This window comes from Mucilaginibacter conchicola, from assembly GCF_003432115.1.
Lineage (GTDB): Bacteria > Bacteroidota > Bacteroidia > Sphingobacteriales > Sphingobacteriaceae > Mucilaginibacter > Mucilaginibacter conchicola.
Window position 1 is genome coordinate 688,912 of record NZ_QWDC01000001.1, and the last position, 17,184, is coordinate 706,095.

The 17,184-nt window shown below is 43.4% G+C and carries 14 protein-coding genes; 12 read left to right on the forward strand and 2 right to left on the reverse strand.

What is annotated here, in order from left to right:
• The first annotated feature begins 146 nt into the window (after positions 1–146).
• Together topA and D0C36_RS02985 are read left to right on the forward strand one after the other, a co-directional pair.
• Positions 147–2,537: a type I DNA topoisomerase gene (gene topA / locus D0C36_RS02980; protein ID WP_117390088.1), complete on the forward strand. Its 2,391-nt coding sequence runs from the start codon at positions 147–149 to the stop codon at positions 2,535–2,537.
• Positions 2,538–2,615: 78 nt separating this feature from the next.
• Positions 2,616–3,020, forward strand: a complete 405-nt coding sequence (locus D0C36_RS02985) for a hypothetical protein (protein ID WP_117390089.1) — start codon at positions 2,616–2,618, stop codon at positions 3,018–3,020.
• On the opposite strand, the gene D0C36_RS02990 is transcribed toward D0C36_RS02985, so the two are convergent.
• Positions 3,015–4,508: a gluconokinase gene (locus D0C36_RS02990; protein ID WP_117390090.1), complete on the reverse strand. Its 1,494-nt coding sequence runs from the start codon at positions 4,506–4,508 to the stop codon at positions 3,015–3,017. The genes D0C36_RS02985 and D0C36_RS02990 overlap by 6 nt on opposite strands.
• A 293-nt stretch (positions 4,509–4,801) precedes the next feature.
• Between D0C36_RS02990 and D0C36_RS02995 the strand changes: the two genes are divergently transcribed.
• From D0C36_RS02995 to D0C36_RS03035, 10 genes are all read left to right on the forward strand, one after another.
• A complete protein-coding gene (locus tag D0C36_RS02995; protein ID WP_117390091.1) occupies positions 4,802–5,191 on the forward strand; it encodes a response regulator in 390 nt (129 codons plus the stop codon).
• Positions 5,169–6,263 carry a sugar transferase gene (locus D0C36_RS03000; protein ID WP_117390092.1) on the forward strand — a complete coding sequence of 365 codons (1,095 nt, stop codon included), beginning with the start codon at positions 5,169–5,171 and terminating at the stop codon, positions 6,261–6,263. Before D0C36_RS02995 ends, D0C36_RS03000 begins: the two co-directional genes overlap by 23 nt.
• 4 nt (positions 6,264–6,267) lie before the next feature.
• A complete protein-coding gene (locus D0C36_RS03005; protein ID WP_117390093.1) occupies positions 6,268–6,951 on the forward strand; it encodes a TolC family protein in 684 nt (227 codons plus the stop codon).
• Positions 6,952–6,956: 5 nt separating this feature from the next.
• Positions 6,957–9,107 carry an exopolysaccharide transport family protein gene (locus D0C36_RS03010; protein WP_117390094.1) on the forward strand — a complete coding sequence of 717 codons (2,151 nt, stop codon included), beginning with the start codon at positions 6,957–6,959 and terminating at the stop codon, positions 9,105–9,107.
• Between the two features lie 39 nt (positions 9,108–9,146).
• Positions 9,147–9,296: a hypothetical protein gene (locus D0C36_RS24655; RefSeq protein WP_199501956.1), complete on the forward strand. Its 150-nt coding sequence runs from the start codon at positions 9,147–9,149 to the stop codon at positions 9,294–9,296.
• 13 nt (positions 9,297–9,309) lie between these two features.
• Positions 9,310–10,812, forward strand: a complete 1,503-nt coding sequence (locus D0C36_RS03015; protein WP_117390095.1) for an O-antigen ligase family protein — start codon at positions 9,310–9,312, stop codon at positions 10,810–10,812.
• Positions 10,813–10,822: 10 nt separating this feature from the next.
• Positions 10,823–11,437 (forward strand): acyltransferase, encoded by a 615-nt coding sequence (locus tag D0C36_RS24905; RefSeq protein ID WP_117390096.1) that lies wholly within the window; start codon positions 10,823–10,825, stop codon positions 11,435–11,437.
• A 15-nt stretch (positions 11,438–11,452) separates the two neighbouring features.
• On the forward strand, positions 11,453–12,796 hold the full coding sequence (locus D0C36_RS03025) for a lipopolysaccharide biosynthesis protein (protein WP_117390097.1): 1,344 nt from the start codon (positions 11,453–11,455) through the stop codon (positions 12,794–12,796).
• A gap of 16 nt (positions 12,797–12,812) precedes the next feature.
• On the forward strand, positions 12,813–14,000 hold the full coding sequence (locus tag D0C36_RS03030; protein ID WP_117390098.1) for a glycosyltransferase: 1,188 nt from the start codon (positions 12,813–12,815) through the stop codon (positions 13,998–14,000).
• Positions 14,001–14,097: 97 nt separating this feature from the next.
• A complete protein-coding gene (locus tag D0C36_RS03035) occupies positions 14,098–16,743 on the forward strand; it encodes a non-ribosomal peptide synthetase (protein ID WP_158557064.1) in 2,646 nt (881 codons plus the stop codon).
• On the opposite strand, the gene D0C36_RS03040 is transcribed toward D0C36_RS03035, so the two are convergent.
• Positions 16,736–17,134: a VOC family protein gene (locus tag D0C36_RS03040; protein WP_199501957.1), complete on the reverse strand. Its 399-nt coding sequence runs from the start codon at positions 17,132–17,134 to the stop codon at positions 16,736–16,738. The genes D0C36_RS03035 and D0C36_RS03040 overlap by 8 nt on opposite strands.
• Positions 17,135–17,184: the final 50 nt, after the last annotated feature.

The window sequence follows — 17,184 nt, forward strand, 5'->3', positions numbered from 1 at the left end:
TAATATTGCGGCTTCGCAACTAAATAAAGAAAACATTTTACGGTATTAATCATTATTTTTTACAACCTTGTGTACCTAACAGGGCCGCAAAAACAATTTGCGTTTCTATTACTTTATGTTTTCTTTGCAAAAAATATCAGTGCTGAATGGCTAAAAATCTACTCATAGTTGAATCTCCGGCGAAAGCCAAAACCATCGAAGGTTACCTTGGAAAAGACTTTACGGTGAAGTCGAGCTACGGGCATATCCGCGACTTAGTGAAGTCTGAGGACGCCATCGATATCGGTAATAATTTTCAACAAAAATATGAGGTACCGGCCGATAAGAAACAGGTAGTTAGCGAGTTAAAGAAATTAGCTAAAGAAGCCGACATGGTATGGCTCGCATCCGATGAGGACCGCGAGGGAGAAGCCATCTCATGGCACTTGTATGAAACACTTGGGCTTAAAGAGCCTGCCACCCGCCGCATTGTTTTCCACGAGATCACTAAACCGGCAATTCTGCGTGCTATTGAAAATCCACGCAAAATAGATTACAACCTGGTAAATGCCCAACAGGCACGCCGCGTTTTAGACAGGTTGGTGGGTTTTGAACTATCGCCAGTTCTCTGGAAAAAAGTTAAGCCATCATTGTCTGCCGGTCGTGTGCAATCTGTTGCCGTGCGCTTAATTGTTGAGCGCGAACGTGAGATAAACAAGTTCAGCAGTGAGGCAGCTTATAAAGTAGTAGCCATATTTGATAAAGGCCGCAACGCATTTAAGGCCGAACTGCCGGAGCGTTTCAGCAAACAGGAAGATGCAGAGAAATTTTTGCAGGATTGTGCGGCCGCCGCATTCAATGTAAACTCGCTGGATACAAGGCCAACCAAACGTTCTCCTGCCGCACCGTTCACCACGTCTACCCTACAGCAGGAAGCCAGCCGAAAATTGGGCTACTCCGTATCTCGTACCATGCAGGTTGCACAGCGCTTATACGAATCAGGATACATAACCTATATGCGTACCGATTCGGTGAATTTGAGCGATACCGCTTTGGATGCTGCTGAAAAAGAGATCACATCAGCTTATGGAGATAAATACCATCAGCTTAGAAAATATAAAACTAAAAACGCCAGTGCGCAGGAAGCGCACGAGGCCATTCGCCCTACTTACTTTAACAACCATACCATTGATGGTGAAAGTAACGAGAAGCGCCTGTATGAGCTGATCTGGAAACGCGCCATTGCATCGCAAATGAGCGAGGCGCAGTTTGAGAAAACAGTAGCTCGCATTGGCATCTCAACCCGAAAAGAGGAACTGGTTGCAAACGGCGAAGTAATGAAATTTGATGGTTTCCTGAAAGTTTACCTGGAAAGCCACGACGATGAGGACGACAATCAAAACGCAGAAGGCGATAACGCTATACTGCCACCTTTAGCAAAAGGCCAGGTATTGGAACTGCAGGAACTGAGCGCCACAGAACGTTTCTCGCGCCCGCCTGCACGCTATACCGAGGCAAGTTTGGTTAAAAAACTGGAAGAATTGGGCATTGGTCGACCATCCACTTATGCGCCTACCATCTCTACTATCCAAAACCGTGGTTATGTAGTGAAAGAAGAACGCGAAGGCCGTCAGCGCGATTTCCGTGTGCTTACGCTTAAGAACGGCAACATCAGTAAGGAAACAAAAACCGAGAACACTGGTGCTGAAAAAGGTAAGCTCTTCCCTACCGATATTGGTGCTGTGGTGAACGATTTCCTGGTACAGCACTTTAAAGGCGTGGTTGATTTTAATTTTACCGCCAGCGTTGAGAAAGAATTTGACGAAATAGCCCAGGGCCTTAAGGACTGGACAAAAATGATACGCAATTTCTATGACCCTTTTCATAAGGATGTAGAAAGCACCATTGCCACCGCCGATAAAGCCACAGGAGAGCGCGAATTAGGTGTACACCCCGAGAATGGTAAAAAGATCTCGGTACGTATCGGTCGTTTTGGGCCGTTTGTGCAGGTAGGCGAAACCGCTACGGATGATAATGCCGAGAAGCCGTTATATGCCAGCTTACGTACCGGACAAAGCATCGAGACCATTACTTTAGAACAAGCTTTGGAACTCTTCAAACTCCCTAAAGTAGTTGGCGAATACGAAGGCAAGGTGATGAAGGTAGCCATTGGCAGGTTTGGACCATATATTAGCCATAATAGTGCTTTTGTATCGCTGCCAAAAGAGATAGATCCGCTTGATGTTACCGAAGAACAGGCTATCCAACTGATTGAAGATAAACGTAAGAAGGATGCCGAAAAGTTGATCAAATCTTTTGATGAAGACCCTGATGTAAAGGTGCTTAACGGCCGTTGGGGACCATACATTGAGTTTGGCAAACTGAACGTTAAGATACCTAAGGATAAAGATCCAAAATCGCTTACTTACGAAGAATGCAAAGCTTTAGCTGATGCTACGCCGGCAACGCCTAAAAAAGGCCGTTTCGGTAAAGCTGCGCCTGCAAAAGCAGCAGCCAAGGCACCGGCTAAGAAAGCGGCGGCAAAAAAGAAAAAGTAAATTAGAGATCAGAGGTTGGAGATTAGTCCCCCATTAAACAACTAATCTCTAATCTCTGATCAACTAATCTCTAACAACATGATCAAAGACCTGCCCGAAAATATTGTAAAAGATATAGCCGTTGCTGTTGCTTTAGAAGGCGAAACTGTTGAAAGCAAAACCTGGTACGTTTATATCATCAATCTTAAAAACCAACCTATAGAAAACGTTTTGATCACTTCAAAAGGTTATGGCGAAAAAGATGGCGAGCAGGTTAAAACATCAGTATTAAGGCATTCTATCCCGCTTATCGAGGCCAATGCATTTAAACTGATAGAACCGATAGATGAGCAAACATTCGGGTTGGCTAATGAGTATTGGGTAAGCTATTACATCGGTCGTGAGATATTCGACAAAAAATTCATTTTTATGCCCGAGAGCATTGTGGATGCCAACTTCATTAAACTTCCGTTGGTGAATAAACCCGGCGTAATGATATTATAAGTTGGCCAACGCGTGCAACTGATGCACCGAAGCCCTAACAGAATCATACAATCCCCGGTATATCCCAAACATTTGCTGATACATTTGATGCGTTTTAGCATCAGGCTCAATTACCGTTTGCTTTTCAGTATCTTTCCCAATGATGGCATTTATATCAATACCCAAAGCTTCCACGGCCAGGTAAATAGCTCCTAAGGCCGATGCGTCGTCTGATTGCAGTACTATTAAACGCTTACCCGTAATATCGGCCAGCATTTGCACCCAAACCGGCGATGCTATGAACCCGCCGCTTATCACCAATTCATTAATTGGCTCGTCGGCTTGTTCAACTGCATGTAAAACATGATTAAGTGCAAAACAAATACCTTCTAAAGCCGCTCGCAGAAAATGCGCCCGCTTATGTTTAGATGTGATATTAATAAACGATGCCGAGCTTTTTGCATCCCAAACAGGAGCACGTTCTGCATATAAGTATGGTAAAAATATTAGCCCTTCGCTTCCGGGCGCAATGGCGTCTATCTCAGCAAACAAATGCTTATAACTTTCCTCGTTAAGTTCAAGTCCCAGGAAATTTTGTATCAGCCAGTTCACTGCACCGCCGCCATTGTTTACGGCCCCGCCGCAAATAAAGGTTTTTGCATTAAGCAGGTAATTAAACGTCATGGCATTAAAGTTATACACTGGCTTGCTGCTGCCTACGCGTATTGCACCACTGGTACCAATAGTTAATGCCCCCGTTCCCGGTTTAATGGCATTGCCACCCAGGTTGGCGCAGCAACCATCGCTGGCACCAGTGAAAAATAGGGTTTCAGCGTCTATCCCTGAAAATGATACGCCATCTGTCAACTTACGCCGATGATCGGTATTTACCGGTTCAGATAATTTATTGCTATCAATACCGGCCAGTTGAAGTGAAGGTTGGTACCAGTCTAATTTCAATACATCAAACATGCCCGTGCTTGATGCTATCGAATAATCCACCTCATAAACGCCAAATAATTTAAACCAGATGTATTCTTTGATCGATATAAATTTATGCGCCTTTTCTACGATATGTGAATCATTCTGCTGCAACCACATGATCTTGCACAAGGGCGACATGGCGTAAATAGCTGTACCTGTATTCCGGTAAATATCTTCGGCCTTATCACTGTTTCTTAATTGCTCTGCTATTTCTCCGCTACGGGCATCAGACCATAACATGGCGTTCATCAGGGGTTTGCCACCTGCATCAACAGGCATTAAACTATGCATGGCACTGCTAAAGCTTATTGCCACCGCTGCATTACCTAATTTTACAGCTACTTGCTCTACGCAAGTTAAAAATGCTTGCCATATCATTTCGGGGTTCTGCTCTGCATAACCTGGTTTTGGCTGGCTGGTTGTATAGTGCTGCTGTGCCGAGGCAAGCGTGTTCCCCTGCCCGTCAATAGCAACTGCTTTGGTGCTGCCAGTACCCAGATCTATCCCTAAAAAATATTTTTGCATGCGCCCGAAACCTTATTTTGATTACTCCGTAAACTTAGCACAACCCGCCTTAATTATTCCACAATTGAACTATTTTTTAACATTTTAAATCCCGAATTGCGGAAAATAATTCACTATCGAAATTTTAGCTTACTTTTAAAGAAGTAATCAAAGGTATTTTTTTCGTGTAGTGAGCTGTGCTATAACCTATTGATTGTTTTTATTGCCAACCACCACATTTTTGGTACATTATTTTCGTGGGGTTTGGCATAAAAATTTCATCTTTATGGCAATAATCCACGAATAGAGTTTGTATGAAAAAAACTTTACTGATTGTTGATGACGATTTGAGCATCCTTAAACTGCTCAACTTCATACTATCCAAAGATTACGAAATTGTGGTTAAAAATAATGGCATTGAAGCTTTCAGCTGGCTGGAAGATGGCAATATGCCTAAACTAATAATCTCTGATCTGCAGATGCCTTACTTTGACGGACAATCTTTCCTGAAAAATGTAAAAATAAGCGGCTTCTACCGCGATATCCCGGTTATTATGCTCTCAGCAGCGCATGACCTTGATGAGCAGGTTGCCAATATGCCATTTAAAGTTGATGCTTACATGCATAAGCCTTTTAACCCAACTGAGCTAAAAAACGCTATTTCACAAGCCCTAAACGTTTATGACGCCGCAGACATCAACTGATTGGAACCAAAGCTCCAGCTCGCAGATAAGAGTAGCTTATGCCGGCACTGAACTTAGAGAACTGATAGCTGCCGACCTTGGTAACTCATTTAATATCAGCTACAGCGATACCGTTCAGCAACTGGAAACATTACTTGGCGAACAATCCATCATTACTGTACCCGAAATTATTTTGGTTGAGGTAGATAAGGATGAAGAATGCTTTGCCCTTGTTGAACGACTGCGCAAAAACATGCTGATGAATGGTTTGATCATTGTAATGCTATCAACCAAAAAAAATAAAGAGCAGGTTAAAAAAGCCATGCAAATGAAACTGCATGATTTTTATACCTACCCTTTTGCTACATCAGACCTGCGCGAACGTTTAAATTTCCTGGTGAGGTTTAAATTGATCAAACCGCGCCTGCTGGAACTTTCAAAAGAGGTTGATACTACTTACAAAATGCCTTTCGGTAAGCGTTTTCTTGATCTGTTTATTGCCTGGGGCATGGTAATATGCCTGTCGCCGGTAATGCTTATCGTGGCTATCCTGATAAAACTCGATTCAAAAGGCCCTATATTTTACAAGAGCAAACGTGTGGGTACCGGATATAAAGTATTCGATTTCTACAAATTCCGCAGTATGCGTACCGATGCCGACCAGTTGCTTGCAAAAATGGCCGAAGAGCATAACCAATACGCTGCAGAAGAGGATGGCGCAAGTAAAGCCGCCTTTGTTAAATTTAAGAATGATCCGCGTATAACCAAGCTTGGCAGTTTCTTGCGCAGCAGTAGTTTGGATGAATTACCACAATTATTAAACATTATTAAAGGTGATATGTCTGTAGTAGGAAACAGACCGTTACCGGTATACGAAGCCGAAATGCTAACCTCTAACGAGTGGTCGATGCGTTTCTTAGGCCCTGCTGGCCTAACCGGGCTTTGGCAAATAAGCAAACGTGGTAAGGAAGATATGAGCGAACGCGAGCGTAAAAAGCTGGATAATTTTTATGCGCAAAAGTATTCTCTATGGCTCGACCTTAAAATAATTGCGGGTACCGTGCCGGCCTTGTTCCAGAAAGAGAAAGTATAAACCTATGAAAAGAAAAGTTACGTTATTAAGCATATTACTATTATTAGCCCTGTCTGTTACGCAGGTACAGGCCCAGCAAGAGTCGTTTTTATCAGACGTTAACTATTCTTATCTCGATAAATTAATAGCAACAGCAAAAAAGAATTATCCTGAGGTAAAAGCAAGGCAGGCAGCCGTTAATTCGTCAAGGGCATTGCTTACCCAATCAAAAATGGCTTGGTTTGATGCTTTTACGGCATCGTACATCTACAGCCCTCGCAACTCGCTTAACCTGGTTAACCCAACTTTCTTTAATGGTTACCAGATAAGTATCTCGGTTAACCTTGGTACATTGTTAGCCAAACCTTTTGCTACAAAAGCTGCACACGAAACTTACAACATAGCACAATATCAGCAGCAACAGTATAACCTTACCCTCGAGGCAACTGTTAAACGCTTGTATTATTCCTATTTAGAGGCACAGGCCGATCTGCGTAACCGCTCGCGCGCTGTAACCGATGGCGAGATAGCCGTAAAACAATTAAAATACACTTTCCAAAAAGGCGAAACCACTTTTCATGATTATAACGAGGCGCTAACCAGTTTGTACAACCAAAATTCATTTAAGGTAATTACTGAGATGAACGTACTAACCGCAAAAGCCAATATAGAAGAGTACCTGGGGGTTAAATTAGAAGAAGTTAAATAGTAAGAATGGAGTTAGGTAATTTTTTTAAACTTCTTTGGAAACGCCGTTTACTGCTCATCGTAATACCTGTTATTACGGTGGTGGCAGCTTTTTTTGCTATCAGAAGCCTTCCTGATAAATTTATATCGAGCTCGCAGATAGCTACAGGTATTGTCGATCAATCGCGACAATTACTGGATACTGATCCTAATGCCTCTTCTAAAGAGCAATCAATAGCGCACGAGTTTAGCAACCTGGTTGAGATAATGAAGCTTAAAACGCTTATTAACCAGGTATCGTACCAATTGATACTGCACGATTTAACCAGCAGCGAGCAATTTAAAACAGAAAGTAAGCTATTTAAATCCATGAACCCGGCTGCCCGCTCGCACGCTATTGAGGTTTTTAAAGAGAAGTTTGAAAAGCGCGAACCACTATCATTCTACAACCGCGATGAGAACGGCTTAAACGAATTGCTTCGTTCTATGAAGTATGATGAGCGCGAGCTTCGTAAAAACCTGTACATCAATCGTGATGAGGATTCGGATTTTATTACGGTAAGTTATGAGTCTGAAAATCCACAGCTTTCGGCCTTTGTGGTTAACGTGCTTTGTACGCAGTTTATTGATTACTATACCAATACCGTGCGCAAGAACGAGAACGATGCGGTAACCTATCTGTTAAAACAATTAAACGAAAAGCGCGACACCTTAAATAAAAAGACTACTGAACTGCAGGATTACAAGATCAAAAACGGCATCCTTAACCTCGATGAGCAGTCAAAATCGATCTACGACCAGATAATGGTATTTAATGATCGTAAGCAACAAGCCGAAAAAGATGTAGCATCAAATAATGGGGCTATCCGTCAGCTGAACGCTAAGTTTACGCCAGAAGAGCGGGGCTATATAGAGGCCACGGTTAATAAATATAATCAGGCGGTTACTAATACCCAAGAACAGTTACATATACTTAACGACCGCTACGTGCGTAGTGGTTTTGATCCGAAGCTGAAGGGAGCCCTTGACTCGCTGCAGGCAAAGTTAACAGAGCAGATAAACCAAACATCAGACAAATATATCAGTAACCCGCTTACGTCTAAAGATGAGTTGGTTCGCCAGAAAATTACGCTGGAGATAAACCGCGATATGGCACAATCAAGCATTCGCGCAATAAGCCGCAGCCTGGATGAGTTAAATGCAAAATTTAACCGCTTAGTGCCGTTTGATGCTACTGTAAAAACCTATAATTACGATATTGATATTGCCAGCAAAGAGTACCTGGATGTATTGAACAAATACAACCAAACCAACCTGCAATCAACCTTCTCTATTAAATTAAGGCAGGTAGAGCAGGCTGTACCCGATGCTGCCGAGCCATCAAAAAAAATATTGCTGATTGCTGTTGCAGGTATCGTAGCATTTGTGATATGCGTTATTGTATTGTTTATTAGTTGGTTTTTTGATGATACCATTAAACACCCTGCAGACCTGGTTAAACGCACTCATTTACCTCTGCTTGGCCACTTAAATACTGTTGATGGAACTTTAGACCTGCGCAAACTTTGGGACGTAGAGAACCGTGAGCGAATGCGCCTGTTTAAGGAGCTTACAAGATCATTAAGATTTGAGATAGACCAGGAATTAAAGGGCGACAAGATATTAGCAGTAACCAGTTTAATTAACCACGAAGGTAAATCAGTTGCCGGTATAAGCCTGGCTTACTCATACGCCATGATCAACAAGAAGGTGTTGTTAATAGATGGTAACTTTGAGAACCCCACACTTACCGAGGTAATACAGCCGAGAGTTTTTGTTGAAGAATACTTCAAAAACAATCCTGATAATTATAATTCTATCGCTGCAACTACCAATGTTATGGGTACCCATGGTGGCGATGTAACGTTGTTGGAGCTAAGTGACGAAAACTTTATCAGAACCCGCTTTAACGAGCTGAAGATGAAGTACGATGTGATCATTATTGAAACACCGCCGCTTTCATCGCTAAATAAATCAAAAGAGTGGATATTGTTTGCCAACAAAGTAGTTGCCATTTACGAAGCCAACAAAGGCATTGCCAAATGGCAGCAAAATGATGTTGAATACCTGCGCAATCTTAACGGAAAATTTGCTGGTTGGGTATTAAACAAAACCAACCCCGAGATAGAGAATTTTTGATAGTGCTAATGCTTCTTTGCAAGCCGATAATTGTTTGAGATGAGGATACAGCCCGAGAAAATTGAGAAAGAAGAACAGTACGATGAGTTTGCAGATCTAACTCCAACGCAACAGCGCACACGTAAAGCTTCTATCATTTTAGCCTTTGTAGGCGTTTTTGTTTGGGCCGCGAAGATCTTATTCTTCTAAAAACTCTTTGCCAATGCTAAATCAGGCACAAAAAAGTAACCCATTCTTTAATTTCTGCCGCAAACTGGTAACCGGCGAGCTATCTACACTCACCATGATACTAGTATTGTTGCCTGTTGCAGCTATAGTTGCCCTTGCCATTGCTTATGGTGGCATTATTGCAGCGGGCGCTATACTTGCCCTGGTAATAGGTGTGCCTGTTGTACTTGCTGTTATAGCCTACCCTATTTTTGGCATTTCGGTATTTATGGTGCTGGCGTTCTTCATGAACTACCTTTCGGAGCCGTTGCCACCAGCCACTCCTACCGGTATTGTTTTAGATGTGCTTACCTACCTGCTCATCTTTGGTTTTCTACTCAAATTTAAATATGACCGCGATTGGAGCCATTTTAAAAACCCCATAAGTTATTGGATACTGGCCTGGCTGGCATATAATTTTTTTGAGGCGATAAACCCTGCATCACCATCAATACTGGCTTGGGTGTATACTGTACGTACGGTTGCATTCATCATGCTGATGTATTTTATTTTTGTGTATCAGATCCGTACCAAAAAAACAATCAAGTTTTTATTTAAGCTTTGGCTGGTGCTGGCATTTTTATCGGCTATTTCTGGTTTTCAACAAGAAAATATCGGTTTGTTGCCAATGGAAAAAACCTGGTACTACCAGGATCCCTTGCGTTTAAGTTTCCTTTACATTAACGGGCACCTGCGTAAAGTAGCCATCTACCCGGATCCGGTTACTTTTGCTTACAATATGGTGGTAGCGGCAGTGCTGTGCCTATGCCTGCTCTTTACTAAAATGAAGACATATAAAAAAGTGATACTGGGCGTAAGCATTCCGTTCTTCTTTTTGGTGATGCTGTACTCTGGTACACGTGGTGCATTCGTGCTGCCGCCGGCTGCTTTGGCGCTGCTGGCTGTAATGAATTTTAATAAAAAGATATTGATAATGGTTGGTGGTGCTGCATTTTTATTAGGTGTGTTAATATTTATGCCTACCTCTAACCAGTTCATTAAGCGTTTCCAAACGGCTTTCCGCCCGTCAGATGATGCCTCGTTCAACGTACGGGCAGAAAACCAAAGGCGCATTAAGCCTTACATCCTATCACATCCTATTGGCGGTGGTTTAGGCTCGGTGGGTATCTGGGGAAGGCGTTTTGCGCCAAACTCGTTCCTGGCTAAGTTTCCGCCCGATAGTGGGTATGTGCGTGTAGCGGTAGAGATGGGTTATGTTGGCCTTATCCTGTTTTGTACGCTGATGTTCGTGATCCTGAAAACGGGTATAAACAATTATTATCTCATTAAAGACCCCGAACTGAAGATGTATTGCCTGGCTATGGTACTCATCATATTTGTATTCAATATTGGTAATTATCCACAACAAGCTTTGGTGCAATATCCATCAAACATTTTATTTTATCTTGCCTGTGCGTTATTAAGTGTTACCTTGCGTTTAGACAAACAGGAAAGGCAAAAAAGCGTTAATGAAACAGCGCAGTTGAACGCCCGATAAACAAACCGGCATGTCATTACTATCTACCATTAAATCAAACCCAAAACTAAAAAAGATCGTCCATTGGATGATAGTTACGCCGGGGCGTGCTACTCCAAGGCTTTGGGTACGGTGGTTTGTAACGCCTTTTCTGCACCATCGTGGCAAGCATTCAAAAGTGAGTTTCAGTGCCAGGTTAGATATCTTCCCGTTCAACAAATTCTCAATGGGCGATCATGCCGTGGTAGAAAGTTTCAGCGTTATCAACAATGGCGTGGGCGATATTATGATAGGGCACCATACCGGCATCGGTTTACGCAATACCCTAATAGGCCCCGTTACCCTCGGCAACTATGTAACCTTGGCACAAAACATTACCCTATCGGGCCTAAACCATGGCTTTGAGGATGTTACTACCCCTATTCGCCTGCAAAAAGTTATTACCAAACAAATTACCGTTTGCGATGAGGTTTGGATAGGTGCCAACAGCGTTATTACTGCCGGTGTAACCATAGGCAAGCACTCTGTTATAGGTGCAGGAAGCGTAGTAACAAAAGATATTCCCGAATATTGCGTAGCCTTAGGTAACCCTGCAAAAGTGATTAAAAAATATAATTTTGAAACCGGTAACTGGGACAGGGTTTAACCGTATAAATACTATATGCCCAATTTAAGCAAGCTCGTTAACAAACATACCATATCATTAGCCACAAGTGCTGCAATGCCGGTTATTGGTATGCTGGTACTATCGTTAATGGCGCATAACCTATCGGCGCCCGAGTTTGGTAATTATATATTCCTGCTGGTGACCATATTACTGGCCGATACCTTTCGTAACGGCTTTGTGCAAACCCCGCTCATAAAATTTTATGCCGGTACAGGCTTTAAAACCTCTGCCGAGGTTGCCGGCTCGGCATGGCATGTGGGCTTAATGCAAACCTTTGTATTTGTTGGTATTGATGCTATTGTATACTTTGCCTACCCAAGCAAAAGCCCTGATATTGAAACCACTATACAATGGTTCGGTATCATTTATCTTACTACCCTACCCGGCGCAATTGCCTCATACATTTTACAGGCCGAAGAAAAATTTGGCCGTATGTTGTTGTTGCAGGTAATTAACCAGGGTTTATTCTTCCTGTTCATACTTGCACTGATACTGTTACACAAGATCAGCTTCCAAACAGCCGTTTACGCTTACTTCGCATCAAGTGCGGTAACATCTCTGTTTACGATAGTTGTTGGCTGGGCCAAAGTAAAATCCATGCGTTTCCGTAGTAAAGAAATGGGCAGCAAGCTGGCTCATTTTGGCAAGTTTAGTGTGGGTACCTCTATCAGTTCGTACCTGTTGCGTAGTTCAGATACTTTTATCATTAAACTGATGTTTAATCCTGCCCTGCTGGCGGTTTATTATATCCCGCAAAGGCTGATGGAGATATTTGAGATACCCATGCGCGCCGGTGTAGCCGTGGCCTTACCAGAGCTTTCTGCTGCTGTACATAAAGGCGACGAACGTGACGTAGCCCGCATTATGAAACGATATGCCGGTATGCTTACCGTAATGCTTATCCCTATTGCTATTGTTGCCTTTTTGCTGGCAAAAATTGTTATTGATATTTTGTTTGGCAAACAATACCACGAGTCTGAAGCGGTGAATATCTTCAGGTTATTCATGTGTTATGTGATGTTGATGCCTATTGACCGTTTCTTCGGTATCACATTGGATATCATTAATAAACCACAATTAAACATGCTGAAGGTGATCATTATGTTAGTGGTAAATGTTGCAGGCGATTTTATAGGTATATGGCTATTTCACAGCTTATATGCGGTAGCCATAGCATCTTTGTTTACTTTTTTTGCCGGGGCTATATTCGGCTATTGGGCTTTAAAACAATATCTTAAATTTACTATTAGGGATATTTTTACGCTGGGTTTTCAAGAGATAAAATCAGTTATCCGGCATCTGTTGGAAAAATCAAAACCGGAGCATAAAGAGGCATAAAAGCAAGCGTTTTTATATGGATATCATTATCACAGTATTATCAATAATTTTCACGCTGATATTTATATATCTGGGTATATACAGCCTGTATCTCTTTATTTTTTCTGTACTCGGCAAGCTCATCAAAATAAAACCACCGCCGCCAGCGCAGGGCTTTAGCAAATTTGTTATCTACATCTGTGCTTATAAAGAAGATGAGATCATTCTAAACTCTGCCGCACAGGCTTTAACCATCGATTACCCCAAAGATAAATTCCACGTTTGCGTTATTGCCGATTCGATGCAGCCGGAAACGGTTGAGAAATTAAAGGCTATGCCGTTACAGGTAGTTGAGGTAGTGTTTGAAAGCAGTACCAAATCAAAAGCCCTGCATGCCGCCATCGCTGCCACTCATGAAGATTTTGATGCTGCTGTAGTATTTGATATTGATAACATTGCTGCGCCCGATTACCTGCACCAGATAAACAATTACCTGCATGATGGCAACCGCGTTGTACAAGGCCATCGCGTAGCAAAAAACACCGAAACACCGGTAGCCATACTGGATGCTATCAGCGAGGAGATCAATAACCACATCTTTCGTAAGGCGCAGCAGGTATTCAGGCTTTCGGCAGCAATTATTGGCTCGGGCATGGTGCTGGAGTTTAAGCTTTTTAAAGATACCATGGCGCAAATAGACGCCGTTGGTGGTTTTGATAAAGAGATGGGCCTGGTGCTTACCCGCCAAAAGATCCACGTGAACTATGCCGACAAGGCTTATATCTATGATGAAAAAGTAAGCAACCCCGAGGTGTTCAAAAAGCAACGCCGACGCTGGTTATCTGCTCAATTCAACTTACTTAAAACTTACGGTTCTACAGGTTTTAAAGAGTTGTTTAAGAACGGAAACTTTGATTACTTTAACGAGATTTACCAAACGGCCATTTTGCCTCGCATATTAATGCTGGGGTTGATGCCGTTCATGTTGCTGGTATCGGTACTGCTGACGGGCATTGGGCCGGGCTGGCAGGCATGGTTAACCGCCACCGTATGCTGCTACATTGGTATATTAGTTGCAGTACCTGCTGAGTTCTTTAACAGTAAATTGCTCGGCGCCGTAATGAGGATACCCCTGATCTTCTTTACAATGTTGGCATTACTGTTTAAACTTAAAGGAGCCAACAAAAAATTTATTCATACGCCACACAATCCGCAAGCAAAATAGCTGCGTATTTGTTGCGTAGATGGATCAAAAACGGGGAAATTACTACCCGTTTACGTCCTCAAACTTTTATTGCACAGTTGTACAGGGTCATCTAAACATGGGAGCAGAGTTAAATAATACGTCAATAGCTTATCCGAAAGAAAAAGCGCTTTTTGATCTTTTTACAGAAAGCGTTAGCCGATATCCAAACCATACAGCCCTCACCTTCCACCAGGTAAGCTACACCTACCTTGAGCTTAATGAGACCGTCAACCGCCTCACCCGCGAGTTGCTTAGCCAAGGCGCAGGCAAAGGTATAGTGATAGGTCTGGCGCTTGACCGCTCGGCCGAGATGGTGATCTCGCTGCTGGCTATCCTGAAATCGGGCAGCATTTATGTTCCGCTTGATCCTGAATATCCTAAAGACCGTATCGAGTTTATGCTCGATGATTCATCGGCAAGCATCCTCCTCACTTCAAAAAAATACCACGGCCACTTTGCATCCAATACTAAAGAGGTTTTGATTGAGGATGCACTTGATGCCTCGAAAAATTACGCTACCGATGAGCCTGAGAAAACCGTAACCGGTGATGATCTGGCGTATATACTTTATACATCAGGCTCAACCGGTAAACCCAAAGGCGTACAAATAGCCCATCACAGCCTGGTGAACGTAATGCTGAGCCTGCAGAAAACACCGGGCATTACCCCTGCCGATAAAATGCTGGCCGTAGCTACCATATCTTTTGATATTGCCGGCGTTGACTTGTACCTGCCCCTATCAAGCGGTGCAGAGATAGTTTTGGCTGATTCCATTACCGCCAAAGACGGCCGCGCTTTGCTTGATATAGTGCGTACACAGGGCATCAGCATATTGCAAGCCACGCCTTACACCTGGCGCATGATGCTTGAGGTTGGTTGGGAAGAATACCTGCCTCTTAAAGTTTTCACCGGCGGCGAAGCCCTGGCAAAAGACCTTGCCGAACGATTGATACCGCGCAGTAAAGAGGTATGGAATATGTATGGCCCTACCGAGACCACCATCTACTCCATCATTAAACACATTACTGATGCTAACGATGTTACCATAGGCTGGCCGGTTGATAATACGCAGATCTATATCCTCGACGAGAACAAGAATAACCTCACTGATGGTGAGATAGGTGAAATATTTATAGGTGGTGTTGGTGTGGCTCAGGGCTACTTAAACCGCCCCGAACTGAATGCGGAGCGTTTTATCGACAACCCGTTTACCGAGGGTGAAAAGATCTATCGTACAGGCGACTTAGCCAAACTTAAACCCGACGGCGACATTGTTTACCTCGGCCGTATTGATCACCAGGTAAAAGTACGCGGCTACCGTATTGAACTGGGCGAGATAGAACATAACCTGGGCAAACAGGAAGGCATTAAACAAGCGGTTGTGATAGCCCGCGAAGATACCCCCGGCATGCCGCGACTGGTGGCTTACGTTTTACTTGAATCGGGTGAGACAGGTGCGCCTGATAAGGCTACGCTCAACCAATGGGATAAAGCCCTACTTGATGTATTGCCTGAATACATGGTACCCGATGACTACATGCTGCTGGACGTTATCCCCTCTACCCCTAACGGAAAGATAGACCGTAAGGCCCTGCCAAAACCTGATTACAGCCAGATTAGCCGCGAAGGCGATTATGTTGCACCACGCACCAGTAACGAGAAGCTGGTGGCCGGTATATGGGAAGAACTAATGGGGCTTGAGCAGGTGAGCATATTTGATAATTTCTTCCAGTTGGGTGGCCGCTCATTAGTGGCGGTCAAAATAATGGCCCGCCTGGAGAAAGAAACCGGTAAGCGTTTACCGCTGGCTACCCTTTTTGAATATTCCACAGTCGAGAAACTGGCAAGCCGCCTGGAGATAGATGCCGAAGCGATTACCTGGGAATCTTTAGTACCTATAAAACCCAAAGGCAGTAAAATGCCGCTTTATATTGTGCACGGTGCAGGTTTAAATGTATTGCTGTTTAATGCCCTTGCCATGCACATGGATGATGAGCAGCCGGTTTACGGTCTGCAGGCAAAAGGCCTTAACGGTATTGATGAGCCCCTGGATGTGATGGAAGAGATCGCTGCCAACTACGTAGACGAGATCATTAATCATGATCCGGTTGGCCCTTATGCAGTGGCAGGTTATTCGCTTGGTGGATTGATAGCCTATGAAATGGCTAAGCAAATGCAGGCCATGGGCAAGGATGTGCGCATGCTGGCCATGTTTGATACCTACGCCGATCAAACCCAAAAATACGACTCGAAACTAAAAATAGCAGTTGATAATACCTGGACACTCATCAAGCAGATAGCCTACACACCAGTGCTTTTTGTTAAAGACCCCAAGCGTACGGTTGAATATAAAAGCCGCGAAATAGGCCGCAGGATCCAGAAAGCAGCAAAAAAATTATTCCCTGATAAAGTGGAAAAGAAAGAAGGTTTTGCCGCTTATACCGATGATATCCACGAGCGCAGCTTAACTGCACAAAAGAACTATCATTTAACACCTGCCGATATCGCTGTGGAGTTATTCCGTGCCACTAAAAAGACTTTCTACATGCCTGATTTTGAATATCTGGGCTGGAAACCTTATGCGTTGAAAGGTGTACATGTTCACGATATCCCCGGCGAACACAATACTATTTTTGCCCCGCCGCATGATAAGTTGTTTGCAGAGATATTGCAAAAATGTCTTGATAAAGCAGCAGCCGGCGAAAGCACCGAATCTATTTAAGCGGTCGGCCTATTTCCCAGTGATGCCCAAACGGATCAATAAAATGACCTAAGCGATAGCCGTAGGATTGATCGGCAACGGGATATACTGTTATGATGCCTGCATCAATTGCCCGCTTCGCTATAGCATCAGGATCAACAACCATCAAGCCTATCCGCACGCTTACGCCCAAAAGTCTTTCAGGCGCAATGTTTCCGTAAGAGGGTGATTCATCGGCCACTATAAATTGCGCCCCTTCCACAACCATTATAGCAACGGTATGGCCGTCAAAAGTACTGCTGTTAAGTACCTCGGCACCAAAAGCCCTTACGTAAAAATCAATTGCCGCTAATGCATTGCTTACCGTAAGCGTGGGCAAAATGTAGGCTTTAAAATCCCTATCTGTCATCATTAAAAAATTTAACTATCGTGACCAAAAATATAGGTCGAAAATTGTTTGGG